Source organism: Nocardia sp. PE-7, assembly GCF_030486425.1.
Classification (GTDB): domain Bacteria; phylum Actinomycetota; class Actinomycetes; order Mycobacteriales; family Mycobacteriaceae; genus Nocardia; species Nocardia salmonicida_A.
The window spans coordinates 6,020,232-6,034,203 of record NZ_CP129614.1; the positions used below are offsets into that span (position 1 = coordinate 6,020,232).

Annotated in this window: 10 protein-coding genes, 1 tRNA gene and 2 CRISPR repeat arrays (1 of these 13 running past the window's edge); all 11 genes read right to left on the reverse strand. The window is 66.5% G+C overall.

Annotated features, from left to right (window positions below; translation table 11 throughout):
* A CRISPR array of direct repeats spans positions 1–193; the repeat unit is 28 nt; unit sequence GGCTCACCCCCACGCCTGTGGGGACGAC (it extends 445 nt beyond the left edge of the window).
* 81 nt (positions 194–274) lie between these two features.
* The gene (gene cas6e, locus QX204_RS28320; protein WP_301903570.1) at positions 275–910 is read right to left on the reverse strand and encodes a type I-E CRISPR-associated protein Cas6/Cse3/CasE; all 636 of its coding nucleotides are present in this window, start codon (positions 908–910) and stop codon (positions 275–277) included.
* Positions 907–1,644 (reverse strand): type I-E CRISPR-associated protein Cas5/CasD, encoded by a 738-nt coding sequence (cas5e, locus tag QX204_RS28325; protein WP_301903571.1) that lies wholly within the window; start codon positions 1,642–1,644, stop codon positions 907–909. The genes cas6e and cas5e overlap by 4 nt, the downstream gene beginning before the upstream one ends.
* The gene (gene cas7e, locus QX204_RS28330) at positions 1,641–2,783 is read right to left on the reverse strand and encodes a type I-E CRISPR-associated protein Cas7/Cse4/CasC (protein WP_301903572.1); all 1,143 of its coding nucleotides are present in this window, start codon (positions 2,781–2,783) and stop codon (positions 1,641–1,643) included. The genes cas5e and cas7e overlap by 4 nt, the downstream gene beginning before the upstream one ends.
* On the reverse strand, positions 2,780–3,592 hold the full coding sequence (gene casB, locus QX204_RS28335) for a type I-E CRISPR-associated protein Cse2/CasB (RefSeq protein ID WP_301903573.1): 813 nt from the start codon (positions 3,590–3,592) through the stop codon (positions 2,780–2,782). Before casB ends, cas7e begins: the two co-directional genes overlap by 4 nt.
* A gap of 28 nt (positions 3,593–3,620) precedes the next feature.
* Positions 3,621–5,144 (reverse strand): type I-E CRISPR-associated protein Cse1/CasA, encoded by a 1,524-nt coding sequence (gene casA / locus QX204_RS28340; protein ID WP_301903574.1) that lies wholly within the window; start codon positions 5,142–5,144, stop codon positions 3,621–3,623.
* A gap of 125 nt (positions 5,145–5,269) precedes the next feature.
* Positions 5,270–7,978 carry a CRISPR-associated helicase Cas3' gene (gene cas3, locus QX204_RS28345; protein ID WP_301903575.1) on the reverse strand — a complete coding sequence of 903 codons (2,709 nt, stop codon included), beginning with the start codon at positions 7,976–7,978 and terminating at the stop codon, positions 5,270–5,272.
* A gap of 479 nt (positions 7,979–8,457) precedes the next feature.
* Positions 8,458–9,403: direct repeats of the CRISPR family, unit length 28 nt; unit sequence GGCTCACCCCCACGCGTGTGGGGACGAC.
* Between the two features lie 248 nt (positions 9,404–9,651).
* Positions 9,652–9,724: transfer RNA gene (locus tag QX204_RS28350), tRNA-Ala, on the reverse strand.
* Between the two features lie 97 nt (positions 9,725–9,821).
* Positions 9,822–10,835 (reverse strand): divisome protein SepX/GlpR, encoded by a 1,014-nt coding sequence (gene glpR / locus QX204_RS28355; RefSeq protein WP_301903576.1) that lies wholly within the window; start codon positions 10,833–10,835, stop codon positions 9,822–9,824.
* A gap of 136 nt (positions 10,836–10,971) precedes the next feature.
* Entirely contained in the window at positions 10,972–11,622 is a 651-nt protein-coding gene (locus QX204_RS28360) for a GNAT family N-acetyltransferase (RefSeq protein WP_056816118.1), read from the reverse strand.
* A gap of 12 nt (positions 11,623–11,634) precedes the next feature.
* Positions 11,635–12,894, reverse strand: coding sequence for a molybdotransferase-like divisome protein Glp (gene glp, locus QX204_RS28365; RefSeq protein WP_301903577.1), 1,260 nt, complete (start codon positions 12,892–12,894; stop codon positions 11,635–11,637).
* A gap of 37 nt (positions 12,895–12,931) precedes the next feature.
* Complete coding sequence (locus QX204_RS28370) at positions 12,932–13,858, reverse strand: UTP--glucose-1-phosphate uridylyltransferase (protein ID WP_301903578.1); 927 nt, start codon at positions 13,856–13,858, stop codon at positions 12,932–12,934.
* Positions 13,859–13,972: the final 114 nt, after the last annotated feature.

Genomic DNA, 13,972 nt, shown 5'->3' on the forward strand with positions numbered 1-13,972 from the left:
TGGGGACGACCTCATGCCTTCGTCGGGGACCAAGTTGTAGGTCGGCTCACCCCCACGGCTGTGGGGACGACAAAGCCGTACCCGTAGGTGAGGCGGCCGTTCGGGGCTCACCCCCACGCCTGTGGGGACGACTATCAGCCAGACGGCAACGAGGGTGAGACGGCGGGCTCACCCCCACGCATGTGGGGACGACACTTCTCGACCAGCAGGTTTAGAGCAGTACCGGTCGAATCTCATTCACTTTCATCCTTCCGTTGTTGGCAACCGCCGGTGGTCAGCCAGTGGCAACAAGACTCAATAGCCCACAGCCGTACGATTTTCCGCGCCCGATGCCACGGATAATCGCGTCCCGAAGCTGGGGAACATCGGCAACCGTCGCGGTGCCGTCGAAGCGAGTTGCGGCATGGCGGATCGTGCTGGTGGCACGGTCTTTTCGCCCACGGATGTCTGCCAGCGCGGTCGCTGACAGAGTGTTCACCGCGAGACCGGAGTTGTAGGCACGTTGAACCCACCACTGATCGGCATCGGGCCCGTGCAATGCCAGGATCTTGCCGGGGCGTTCGTGGCCGCGGGGTGTGCGTTTGGTGGGGTTGCCGACCAGCCGGTACCGCACCTGCGTTCCGGCTGTGAGGTTGTCGAGGAGTTGATCCAGGGATCGGGTCGCTGCCTCGCCGTATCCGGTGGGGAGTGCGGTCAAGTTCGGTGCGTGCTGGCTTTGGATGAGTAGTTTTGTCGCGATGGGTGTTTCGTCGAGCCGGTACAGCAGCCCGGTCTGTTGACGGGCGTTGTTGCCGAGGTCGTCGGGCATCATCGACATCATGGTGCGGTGTAGGTCGACGGCGTTGGCGAGGTCGCGACGCACGGTGCGGTCGCGCAGGTTGAGCTGAATCCGGGTCAGCCACAAAGTCATGACACTCCCATGTAGGTGAACAGTGCTTGCTGGTAATCGATCGACCGCGTATGCCACAACTCCTCAGCGACATCGCTGTGTGCGGTGACTGTGACGGTCCGGCTGAGGTAGCGGCGGCGGAGCGGATCGAAACTGACCGGGACATCGGCTAGTTCGGTTTCGCTGCCGGTTTCGGTGGGATGGTCGGTGACGACGTCGATGCTGGATCGGTGCCGTGCGTGGATCGGGACCTTGGTGTGTAGGTCTTGGACCGGGGTGTCGCTGTGCCCGATGAGCAGGGGCTGTTCGGGTGGGCAGGACCGGCGACCGAGGTAGGGCTGCCATCGTGGGTTGTTCAGCGCGACAGCGAGTTCGGCCACTGTGTCGTCGGGTCCTTCGACGGCGACGGTGAACGCGGCGTCGGAGAGGTAGTAGCGGTTGGTCACGATGGTGCCTTTGCCTGCGCTGCGGCGTTTTCCTTCGGCGGTGGGCACGGTGTGGTGGGGTGATCTGCCGCCGCCGACGGTGTGGTAATCGCGGATCTGTATTCCGGGTCGGTCGATGCGGATGGTGAACTGCAACCGATCCAACCTGGCCAGACTCTCGTCGTCGGTGCGTTCGATGCCGTGGGCGGCGGCGAACATGCCGATCAGTCCGGAGCGGGTGGGAAACGGTTGGGTGTCGCGGCGCGCGAACGCGCTGTGCTCACCCCAGCTCTGCAAAGGCGCCGCCAACCGCAACAGCAGCCCGCTCACGCGCCCGTGTTCGGGTAGGCAGTGTCGGTCGCAGTGTCGAGCAAGTCGGCGACGCTGTCGATGCGGGTACCGATGCCGGTGTAGTCCTCGTCGTCGATGCTGGTGAACCCATCCCAGGCCACGCTGGTACCGGTCCACATCCGTTGCAGTCGCGTCGCGTAGTCCGAGAGCCGTTTGCGTGACGGCACCGCCCACCCGTCAGTATTCGCGGAGACCGGTGCTTCGAAAGCGGCGGCCAGAGAGACGGGGCGATCGGTGCGCACGGCGACGTGGACGAGTTCGGGCAGGGTTTGCGCGGCGGTGGAGTTCTGTTTGCCGGTGGGGACGGTGGTGGCGAACGCGTCCAGGAACGCGGCGACCAGCTCGCGCGCCATGGCGGTGTCGCCGCCGAGGTTGGTGTGCAGGCCTTGCAGGTCGATATTGGCGTAGCGGTAGAACACCCCGGCGGAGAATTCGGCGCTGTTCATGTGCCCGCTGCCGCGGATGGTGGAGGGGACGTCGTCGACGGCGGTGAAGAAGTCGATCTCGGGTTCGGTGCCGTGGGTGGTGAAAGCGTGCGCGACCTGGACCGCGCCATCGACGTCACCGCCGGGCAGCTCAGCCAGCATCCGGCCCAGCAAGTGGATGCTGCCGTTGCGGCTGGTCAGGATCTTTGCGACTTCTGCGGTCGGCAACACCGGCACCAGCTTCTTCGCTGTGGCTTGTTCTTCGATTGCCGCACGGTGGGTTTCGGCGAGGTGAGCGAGCGCGTCGAGGGCGTCTGTCGGCAGGTACAGCAGTACCGAGCTGCTGCCGTTGGCTTCGACGGCCAGGCCTTCCTTCTTGGCGTCTTTCACCGCGGACTTGAGCACCTGCACCCCGGCCGTGTCTGCCAGTTCCTGGCTCCAACCGCGGGCTTGGAGGCGGCGGCTGACTTCGGGTGCCACACGTCGGGTCCGCACCGCGTGGGTTCGGGTCGTGTTCTCCACCGCGTGACGGGTGACGCGTTTCCACGCCTGGCTCGATACACGGGTGCGTTCGGTGCCGCCGTAGATCAGTTGTTTCGGCGAGCCGAGGTCGTCGCGGTTGAGATTGCTGTAGGGCAGGGTCTGCAGCAGGTGGATGTCGAGGAAACGCGGAACAGCAGCAGTGGTCGTCACGGACGGTTGGTCCCTTCGCTATCGGATTCGGGGGTGGCGGTGTTGTTGCGTTCGAGGTGGTGCAGGGTGCGGTAGTAGTCCTGGAGCCAGCGTTTGGTCACGCGATCGCGGGAGGTGTCCCATTCGGCCAGGTCGACCAGGAGCCGCTCCCACGCGATGTCGACCTTTTTCTCGCGGATCTGCAAGACCAGACGAGGCAGCTGCCGATGCACTCCGTGTATGCCTTGCCTGCACAGCAGTTGCAGCCGTGAGGCAGTGGTGTCGGCGTTGAGCTGATTGGCTGAGACCGCCTGGGCCAGTGACGCTCCCAGGCTCAGTCCCAACGCCTGCCGCACATCGACCCAGCCCGATCTGCGCCCGGTTCCGGTCGCCTCAGACTCTGCGTCGTCCCCAATACCGGTCGGCCCGTGCACCGCCGCTAGCTGGTCGCCGCTGGCGACCTGCGCATCGGAGCCGCCTTCGGAGAGGTTGATGGTGTCGGCCTCGGTGGTGTCGGCCTCGGTGGTGTCGGCCTCGGTGGTGTCGGCCTCGGTGGTGTCGGCCTGGTCGTCTTGGTCGCGGGCGGCGCGGGGTTGGGCGGCGATCATGGCCGCGATCGCGTAGAAGGCGCGCTCGGTTGCTGGGTCGGGATTTTGGGGTAGGTAGGGGGCGACGATGCGGTGAGATCGTCGGGTTTGGGGGTCCTCGGGTGTCAGGCGCAGGCTGCGTCGTAGGTCGGCGCGGTCGCCGCTGCTGGCGCGGTTGATGCGGTTGACACGTTCGACCAGCGCACGAGCGCGGCCGTCGAGCGCGTGCCGGTATCCAGCCATCACAGTTCCTGTCTTCGAGGTGATGTGGTCATTTCTTGGCGGGGGTGTCGAACAGCAGCGTGCGGGCACGTTCGATTGCCCGCCGGGTACGGGGTCGGTGCCCGGCGCTGTCGGTGGTCTCGTCGAACGCGTTGAGCCCCAACGTCCGGAATCGGCGCAGCGGTTGGTCGAAGTCGTTGTCGCGGATCTGGCGCCAGAACTCGCGTTCCGCGGTGGGCCAGTACCGGGCGGCCGCAGTCGCCAGCCACGGGCCGTGGCCGATATCGGACTCGCGGCGCACCGGACCGGCCTTGCGGCTTTCCACCGGCGCGCTGTCGGACCCCCCGTTGGCGGGGTCGTTGATCGTGATCCACGCGGTGCGTACTGCTCTGTCGATCCGGCGCGCGATCAGCTCGGCGGCGATCCGGCTACGGCTGAGCGCGGCCGCGGTTTCCGGGTCACCAACTCGGCGCAGCACCGGCGGGGTCGAGGCGGTGTACCACTGGCGGTCGCTGGTCTGGGCGCGGTCTTGGTCGAACCCGAAGGCCCGCACCCGCAACCGGTCGAGCACTGCTGGATCATCGAACTGCATCGCCTGAGCGAAAACCTTCGGGCGACTGCTGTGTTCGATGCCGGCATCGTCGAGCAGCAGTCCATCCAGATCCCGCCACAACGCGCGATCGGCGTTGGCGAAACGCGCATACCGTTGACCGGCTTTACTGGTTTGATAGATCAAGAACGGGTCCTCGACCACCGGGACCGGGTGCCGAAACCCCCACGTCCGATAGCCATCGACCACCTGCTCGCCATCCGCAGAGGCGACCAGCAGCAACGCGTGGCAGAACCTACCCGCCAGAACACCACCCACACCAGAGCTCGGCTGCGGCGGTGCCAGCGGATCAGGCAATTGCGGCAGTTCCCACCACGCGAAGTCCTCGCCGTCGTCGGTGAGGTCAGGGTCGAAGAACGGGATCGAGACCACCAGCGACTCGAACACGGTGCGCCCGACAGGGTGATAGGACACCAAACCCCGCAACAGTGCGGACTTGGCGTTGGCTTCGCTGCGCCCATCGACGGTGCGAGCGGTGCAGCGGCCCGGGGCACCGTGATACAGCTGGGCGATCAACTGCAATGCGGCCTCGCCCGCGTCGATCGGAAGAGGGTCGGCGTCGCGGTGATGCGACAGCCACGACTGGTTGTTCCCGGCCGGGCGGCCGAACACCACCGTGTTCAACCCGGTCGCCCGAGCGCACTGATCCGCCAGCCGCGGGTCCTGCAGCCACGGCCACAGTGGATCGAACAAGCCGAACCGGGCAGCGTGCTTACCGAAATAGCTCCTGACCGCGTCGTCGCCGAACGCTCCGTCGTCCAGGATCGAGTCGCGCAGCGCGAACCACTCGGGCGCGGTGAGGTCGCGGTTGTCCAGCCCAGTGACGCGGGCGGCGATCACGGTCAGGATTCGCCACAGGCCGGCGGCGGCCGGGGCTAGGTCCACGCTCAGGTCTTGCACCAGGTGTGCGTTCAGCAGCAGCGATTCCAGACTTTCGGCCTGGAGCGCGCCCTCTTTTCGCACAGGTATCCACGGCGAACTACGAAGGTTCAATGGTCATCCACTCTCGTGAGATGCGGTTGGTTATGGGGCGAAAAATGGTCCTCGGTCTCGTGCTGAGACCGCTCGGCGATGGTGGCCGGAGGAGGTCAGGACCGGATCAGGTGTCGGATCTCGACCAGGCCGAGGTCCTGGTCGAGGATGCATTCGCGCGCACCCAACTGCATCGCGGCGGCGGGTCCGGTGGCGGTCAGCAGCGCGATGCGGCGTAGGAGCGGGTGCTTCGACCACCCGGCGGGTGGCTGGTTGGTCACCGCCAGGTTGCGTGTCCACGTGCCCGGGACCGGGATCGACTTGGCCAGTACAGCTTTGACCTGTGCCGGGGTGAGTCGGTCGCGACCGTGGAACGGGACAGGTAACGCGACGGTGCACTCTGGATCGAGCCACTGGGCCCCGACCGAATCGGTGTAGCAACAGACCACGCGGCCCGAGTCGGCGCCGAGCCGGGTGCTGTAGACCTCCGGGTCGAGATCGGCGAAGGTCAGCGGCGACAGTTCCACCAACCCGCCAGGGGCCGGGATCCCGACCTGCTCGGCCACCGCACGAGCGAGTCGTTCATCGGATATCCGGTCGAGGTCGGACGCGCTAGGTGTGCCGTCGGCGAACGATTCGTCGTAGACCTGCTCCATCAATCCTTGTACATGGGACGGGATCTCGACTTCGAGGTCGGCGGCCAGCAGGGTGGCGGTGCGTTCCAGCAACGAGATCGGATACACGAACGGCCACCCACCCGGAATCGCCAAACCTTCTGCGCCAGTGGGGATAAGCACCTCCAACCGCTTCCCTAGTGCCCAGTCCGGACGCCCTTGGCGCGGGTGGCGTTGTCCACGCCCGGCGCGTTGCAGCAGCAATGCCAGCGGTGCGAGGTCACTGATGACCAGGTCGAAGTCGAGGTCGATCGACTGCTCGATCACCTGAGTCGCCACAACGACACCCCACGGCCGTGCCCCGCTCTTGCCATACGCGGCGACGACCTCCTCGGTGAGCTCGTCTCGCCGGTCGACGGGAAACCGCGCGTGCAGTGTCCACAACCTCGGCCCTTGCGAGCCGAACTCCGTCTCGAACCATCGGCGCAGTGCCTGGTAGGTGATCTGCGTATCAGCGACGGTGTTACAGATGACAGCCACACAGCCGGACCGGGTCTCGACCAGCCCGTCCAGCAGCTCCCGCAGTGCCTGTTCCCTGACCACCCGGCCTTGCCTCACCGGTACACGGTGCGGGCGCAACCACAGCGTCGACACTGGTGTGGGAACAGAAACACGCGACACCACACCGGTTTCCGCGTCGGCATATAGCCAGCCCGGATATGGGCAGCCCTCGAGATCTGCACCGGTGCGGTGACCGGCACCAGCGAGATAGGCGCGCACCAACCGCTGCCCGACCGCGGTAGGCAGGGTCGCCGACAGCAACACCACCGGTGCACCGATACGGCCGAGCCAGGTCAACAGCCCGCACAACAGGCGCTGCATGTAGGCGTCGTAGGCGTGGACCTCGTCGACGACGAATACCTTGCCCGCCAACCCCAGCAGCCGGAACATGTTGTACCGGACCCGCACTCCGGCCATCAGCGCTTGGTCGATCGTCCCGGTCGCCCACGGCGCCAACAACCCTCGATACGCGCGGATCAGCCATTCGGTTACCGCCAGCGGATCACCCAGCACGCCCTCGCCGGTCACCACGTCATCGCCGATTTCGGCAGGGCCATAAGCGTCGTGCATCCATGCCATCGAGTGCAGCAACGCCAATGACGCCCTACCGCTTACCCGCCGCTGCCCGTACTCGGTCAGCCGGTCATAGATGTGGTTCGCCGTCGACATCGTCGGCAGCCCGAACACGAACCCTGATGCCCCGGCGGCTTCGCCCATCGCCCGGGCTGCGGACAGCGCCAGTTCCGTCTTCCCGATCCCGGTCGGCGCCGCGACAACGAGCAACCCACCTCCAGACTTCATCAGCGCTGGCAACCGTTCCTGGACCGAAGCTTGCAAGGCGTTCGGTGCGAAACCGTGCTCAGCTTCGAAATCGCCTGGCTGGAGCGACAACCGACCCAGCCCGGCTTCCTCAAGCAAGGCAGGAATTCGTGCCTGCACCCGGTCGAAATAGGCGTGCAGCTGTTCTTGGGTCCCGTCCGACGGCAGGTCACCCAACTGCTGTTTCAGGAACTCTTCCTGAGACACCAGCCAGTCGGCCAGCACGACAAATCCCGAAATCACCGCCGCCGCAGCCGGATCGATCGCCGCCACCGGAGCAGGAGAGCCCGCGCACCGGCGCACCGTGTCCACCATCAACAGACGCTGCCGTTCCCACTCCCCGCCACCCAGCTCCAGGACAAAAGCCAACGGCGTGGCCCACACCCGAGAATCGGCTTCGAAGAAGCAGCCATGGTGCCCACCGAGCAGCTGCGCCACCATCCTCGCCGGACGGCGCGCGAACCCGTGCCCGGTCAACGCCGACACCAACCATGCATGAGAGGCGTACTCGTGACTGCGGTAGTCACCCGCACCTGGCGGATACTCCTGTGCAGAAACCGAATACGCCCCGGCGTCGAGAGATTGGAAGCAAGACATGGCTTTCCCGATGTCGTGTAGCCCGGCCCACCACACGACCAGCGCACGAGCCTGCACTTCGTCTACACCCAACCCGCGAGCAATGAACCGACGCAAGCCGCGCGATAGCCACTGATCCCACAGAACCCCCACTGCCGCACCGGTATCCAGCAAATGGCACATCAACGGATACACCGTCGGCAGGCCTTTGGACTTGCCCCACAACCGAAGATCTACCAGCCCACGATCAGCCATCCACACCCCTCGTCCGATCCGACAAGCGGCAACCGTAGACCACCCCACTGACAACAACCACAGATCATGTGCGAGCAGCACCGCGACTCAACCGCGCGCCGGGCACGATCCTTCCGAAACTAGACCCGTTGGGGGTCAACATGACTCGCTCATGCGCATGGAGTCAGCGATCTGCTGACGATCCCGAACCGCTGGCAGGCGCGGCCACGCTCGTCAACGGCTCACTCCGTGCGCGCGGACAACAACACCGCGATACCAGTCACTTCGCCGATCGGGCCGAGTTCACCCCCACGCGTGTGGGGACGGAATCAGCACCGAGCGCGTGACCGGATAAACCACGGGCTCACCCCCACGCATATAGAGAAGACACTTCACCACGTGCCACGTGCCACGTGCCATGTGCCATGTGCCATGTGCCACGAGGCACGAGGCACGAGGCACGAGGCACGAGGCACGAGGCACGAGGCGAGAAGAAGCCCGGCTCACCCCCACGCGTGTAGGGACGACTGGTTATGGCCGCCGACGATCGGGTAGATCTGCGACTCACCCCGACGCGTGTAGGGACGACGGCCTGCTGGTCGAGTCTGTAGCAGGCTTGCCTGCCTCAACCCCACGCGTGTGAGGACAACTCCCACATCAGCCTCGCGCCTTCGGCGCTCTGGGGATCACCCCCACGCATGTGGGGACGACAGGCCAGTCCTCGGTAGGCCCGTCTTCCCAGAAGGGCTCACCCCCACGCGTGTGGGGGACGGCACCGACATAGACGGCACAGCGCGGATCACTGTGGGCTCACCCCCACGCATGTGGGGACGACGAGTCGAGGCGGACAGTGTCCCACTCGCGCCCCGGCTCACCCCCACGCGTGTGGGGACGACCGGCGACCCCCACCTGGTCACCGGCTTGGATCTGGGCTCACCCCCACGCGTGTGGGGACGACGTGCTGGGCGGGCTGGGGGGCGCATTCCTGCTGGGCTCACCCCCACGTGTGTGGGGACGGCCTGGGCATGAGCAAGCAAGGCGTGCAGGACTGGGGCTCACCCCCACGCGTGTGGGGACGACGTGCTGTTGGAGCTCTGGTACGGCATCGAGCCGGGCTCACCCCCACGCGTGTGGGGACGACGGATCGTTGAAGCCCCTGTATCCGCCATATTTGGGCTCACCCCCACGCGTGTGGGGACGACTGCGCCGGTCGCTGCGAGTCTCGGGAGTGAGTGGGCTCACCCCCACGCGTGTGGGGACGACGTCGCCAAGTTGGTGCATGGCGACTACGTGCCGGGCTCACCCCCACGCGTGTGGGGACGACGCAGAACATCAGTCATTTGCCATCATCCGCCTGGGCTCACCCCCACGCGTGTGGGGACGACGACAGCGACTGTAGGAACGCGGGAATCTCGGCCGGCTCACCCCCACGCGTGTGGGGACGACACTTTCTGACCAGCACTGTTGCAGCGAGATACCTGGATTTTCATTCACTTTGATCGGGCGCCAATACTCCGGAATCTGAGCCAGCTCTGCAACTATCTTCCATCTCTTACTCGTGACACCGCTGAGGTTTGTCAAGGAGATGAGATGCGCGAAAGTCGTCGATTGAATTAGTGGTGACTTAGTGGCGTAAATAGGTCAGGCCGGGTTCCGAAGAAGTCTTCGGAACCCGGCCTGACCTGCGCATACTGTGGAGCTAAGGGGAATCGAACCCCTGACCTTCTCGATGCGAACGAGACGCGCTACCAACTGCGCTATAGCCCCGTGCGGCTCTGGCGAACCGCGCTGTGACACTGTATCAGGGGTTGCGCCCCGATACCGAATCGGTACTCTGACCTGCTGATTTGCGTGGTTGCACCAGTTACTCGCCGACGGCTTGACCGAGGTCTTCGACCCGGTTGCGGAGTGCGCGAGAAGTGGCCGGATCGAAGATTTCGAGGAACTCGAACCTCGGGTCCTCGTCGTCGGTGTCGAGCAGGGTGGAGCGGCGGCGCAGCGCGCGTGCGGTGTCGCGGTCCATGGTGCGCCGGGTGGTGGCCGCCTCCGGAGTGGCTTCAGCGGCTTCCTGACGCTTGCCGCGAGTGAGGCGGGCCGCGCGCCTGCGGCGGATCTCCTCCTCCAAGTGGACCTGCTTGCGCAGGTAGGCGAGATAGCCCGCGAGCACCGCCGCCGACAACCCGAACGCCCACCAGAACATCGAGTTGAGCAGCAGTCCGAACGCGGCGAACAGGATCAGGCCGACGATCAGGCCCATGACCGCGCGCTGACGGAAGCTGTAGCGGGCGGCGCGGGCGATCGCGTCGGCCTCGGGGTCGTAGCCGCCGCGACCCCGACGCGACGGGGTGAAGTCGTCGTCATCGTCGTCGAATTCGGCGTCCTCGACAACGAGGTCGTCGAGTCGGGCCGGCGGCGCGGGTGGGATGCGCGCGGCGGCGGGTGGGTCCTCGTCGACTTCCGCCGAGACAGGCTGCGCCGCGGCATCTTCTGTCTCGTCGTCGTCATCGGGATCGGCTGTCGCGGTGGGCTCTCCGAGGACGTCGGGGTCCACCTCGGCTTCGGCTGCCTCGAGTTCGGCTGTGGGGGTCAACTTCTCGTCGTCGTCTTCGGTGACGGGCTCTTCGTTCGTCATCCGATCCTCCGAATCAGTTCGGTGGGAGCGCTTGCGAAGCACACGGGGTCGGTAATCGGGGTCACTCTCGTGACCGCCCGCCGCGCCGATGCGGATCCGTCGTTCGGCCCCGCCACGGTGCAGCACGCGTGTGGCGAGCGCGGCATCGGTGGTGCGGCGGATCCGGGGATGCCGGTCCGCCAGGATCGGGAACAGGACGAAGACCCACAGCACCACCAGTCCGATCCACAGGATCGAATTCGGCATCGCGGTCATCACCTCCCGTCCCCACCTACGTGTTGTCCCTCTGTGGACGCACCACTGACGTCCGTAGGTTAATTCGGGCAGACGCGCCCGTGTGGCAGGCGCGCCGTGCACACCTGCCACATGAGTAACAGAAATTTCACGGCAGCGCCGCTCGACCCTCCCTGACCAGGCGATCTACCACAGTGCCCATAACCTCTTCGACAGTCAGACCGACCAGTAGGTGATCGCGCCACGCGCCGTCGACATCGAGGTAGCGGCGCAGCAGGCCCTCTTCCCGGAAGCCGACATTGCGCAGAACCGCCTGGCTGGCAAGGTTTTCCGGCCGCACCGTCGCCTCGACGCGGTGCAGGCCGACGGGGCCGAAGCAGTGGTCGAGGCCGAGCGCGAGCGCGGCGGTCGCCACCCCCTGACCGCCGAGATCCTTGGCCACCCAGTACCCGATCCAGCCCGACCGCAGCGCGCCGCGCACGACGTTGCCGATGGTCAACTGACCGCTGAACTGCCCGTCGACCTCGATGACCAGCGGGATCATCGCCCCGCGCCGGGCCTCGGCTTTCAGACTCGTCCACAGCGACGGCCAGTTCGACGCGTGATTGCGCGCCTCCCAGCTGCCGCGCCCGGTCGGTTCCCAGCGCTCGAGGTGGTCGCGGTCGCGCAGCCGGATCCGGCTCCAGGCGGCGGCGTCACGAAAACGCACCGGTCGCAGGGTCACCTTGCCGCCCGCCACCATTACCGGACCGAGCCGAGCGGGCCAGCCGGGATGCTGTCCGGCCCGGAATACGTTCATGGATTCCATTGTTCAGCCGCGCTGCGCCAAGAACGCGACCTGAACTTCGTCACCGGTGCGGAAATCGGTGTCGTCGGGTTCCACCACGATCAGGCTGTTGGCCTCGGCGAGGGACACCAGCAGATGCGAGGAGCCCGCGTTGCCGTTGCCGAGCGGCTGCACCAGATAGTCGCCCGTCGTCTCGTCGCGCAGCAGTTGTGCGCGCAGGTAACCCTTGCGACCCGGCAACGAGGTGACGGGAGTGATGGTGCGCGCGCTCACGATTCGACGCATCGGCTGACGGCGACCGAGCGCGATCCGGATCAACGGACGGACCATCACCTCGAACACCACAAGGGCGCTCACCGGATTCGCGGGCAGCAGGAAGGTGGGCACCTCGTCGCGCCCGAGCCGTCCGAAGCCCTGCACCGAACCCGGGTGCATCGCCACCCGGTCGACCTCGAGTTCGCCGAGCCCGTCGAGCGCCTCGCGCACCTGATCCGAGGCCCAGCCGCCGACCGCACCCGCGATCACCACGACCTCCGAGCGCACCAGCTGTCCTTCGACCACGTCACGCAGTCGGCGTGGATCGGCGCTGACGATGCCCACCCGGTTCACATCGGCGCCCGCGTCGCGCGCGGCCGCCGCCAGGGCATAGGAGTTCACGTCGTAGACCTGGCCGGGACCGGGCGTGCGGTCGATGTCGATCAGCTCGCCACCGATGGAGATCACCGACAGGCGCGGACGCGGATGCACGAGCACCTTGTCCTGGCCGACCGCGGCGAGCAGGCCCACCTGGGCCGCGCCGATGATCGTGCCCGCCCGGACGGCCACGTCTCCGGGCTGCACGTCGTCACCGATGCGGCGGACGTAGTCGCCCGAGCGAACCGGCTCGAAAACCTTGATCCTGGCCCGCCCACCGTCGGTGAACTCCACCGGCAGCACCGCGTCGGCCAGGGTCGGCAGCGGCGCGCCGGTATCGACTCGGACGGTCTGGCGCGGCTGCAATCGGATGGGCTGGCGTGAACCGGCGACCACCTCGCCGACCACCGGCAGGGTGAGGTCGATCAGCTCACCCTCCTCGTCGCGCACATCGGTGCCCGCGGCGGTGACGTCGACGCTGCGCACCGCGTATCCGTCGATGGCGGCCTGATCGAAGCCGGGCAGCGGCCGTTCGGTGACGACGTCTTCCGCGCACAGCAAACCCTGGGCTTCGGAAATCGCCACCCGGACCGGCCGGGGTGCGACCGCAGCCGCGGTGACCTTGATCAGCTGATCCTCAACCGAGCGCATCGAGCTCCTGAATCTATGGCGGTGTACCTGACCGCGTTTACGCGACGGGCGACTGTGGATCCCACTCCGGACTGAGCCGGAAATTCAGCCACTCGCGCAGTTGCGGGCCGTATTCGTCCCGCTCGAGGGCGAAATCCACAGCAGCTCGAAGATAACCGCCCGGGTTGCCCAAGTCGTGGCGCGACCCACGGTGGACCACCACGTGTACCGGGTGACCCTCGGCGATCAACAGGGCGATGGCATCGGTGAGCTGCAGTTCCCCGCCCGCGCCCGGCTCGATCCGGCGCAGTGCGTCGAAGATCACCCGGTCGAGCAGATAGCGGCCGGCGGCGGCCAGGGTCGACGGGGCGTCGACGAGATCGGGCTTCTCGACCATGCCCTTGACGCGCAACACGTCGGTCTCGGCTCCGTCGGCGCATTCCTCGACGTCGAAGACACCGTAGGCGCTGACCTGGGATTTCGGCACGTCGATGGCGCACAGCACGGAACCGCCGCGTTCCCGGCGGACCCGGCTCATCGTCTCGAGTACGCCACAGGGCAGCACCAGATCGTCGGGCAGCAGGACGGCGATGGCCGATTCGTCGTCGTCGAGGACGGCTTCGGCCTGGGCGACCGCGTGGCCGAGGCCGAGCGGCTCCTCCTGGACGACCGAGGTCACGTCGAGCAGCGCCGGGGCCTTGCGAACCTTCTCCAGCAGCGCGAACTTCCCGCGCTCGGCCAGGGTGCTCTCCAGCACCAGGTCCTCGACGAAGTGGGCAACGACGCCGTCCTTGCCCGGTGAGGTGACGATCACCAGCCGGTCGGCGCCGGATTCGGCGGCCTCGGCCGCGACCAGCTCGATACCGGGGGTGTCGACCACCGGCAGCAACTCCTTGGGCACTGTCTTGGTGGCAGGCAGAAACCGCGTCCCGAGTCCGGCCGCGGGTACCACCGCAGTGCGGAAACCGGAAGTCTTGTCTGTCATGCGCATACCCTATCCATTCAGTGCCGTCCGATCGCCTCCTCGCGACGATCCGGCGTCGGCAAGAGCTTAGGCGGCGTACCTCCGCCTTCACTCCGGCCGTGCGCTGAATACTTC

Bases quoted from the DNA above. Each gene is read 5' to 3' on its own strand.
- cas6e (WP_301903570.1), bottom strand. From the start codon at position 910: ATGACTTTGTGGCTGACCCGGATTCAGCTCAACCTGCGCGACCGCACC.
- casB (WP_301903573.1), bottom strand. From the start codon at position 3,592: ATGGCTGGATACCGGCACGCGCTCGACGGCCGCGCTCGTGCGCTGGTC.
- cas3 (WP_301903575.1), bottom strand. From the start codon at position 7,978: ATGGCTGATCGTGGGCTGGTAGATCTTCGGTTGTGGGGCAAGTCCAAA.
- glpR (WP_301903576.1), bottom strand. From the start codon at position 10,835: ATGCCGAATTCGATCCTGTGGATCGGACTGGTGGTGCTGTGGGTCTTC.
- QX204_RS28360 (WP_056816118.1), bottom strand. From the start codon at position 11,622: ATGAACGTATTCCGGGCCGGACAGCATCCCGGCTGGCCCGCTCGGCTC.
- glp (WP_301903577.1), bottom strand. From the start codon at position 12,894: ATGCGCTCGGTTGAGGATCAGCTGATCAAGGTCACCGCGGCTGCGGTC.
- QX204_RS28370 (WP_301903578.1), bottom strand. From the start codon at position 13,858: ATGACAGACAAGACTTCCGGTTTCCGCACTGCGGTGGTACCCGCGGCC.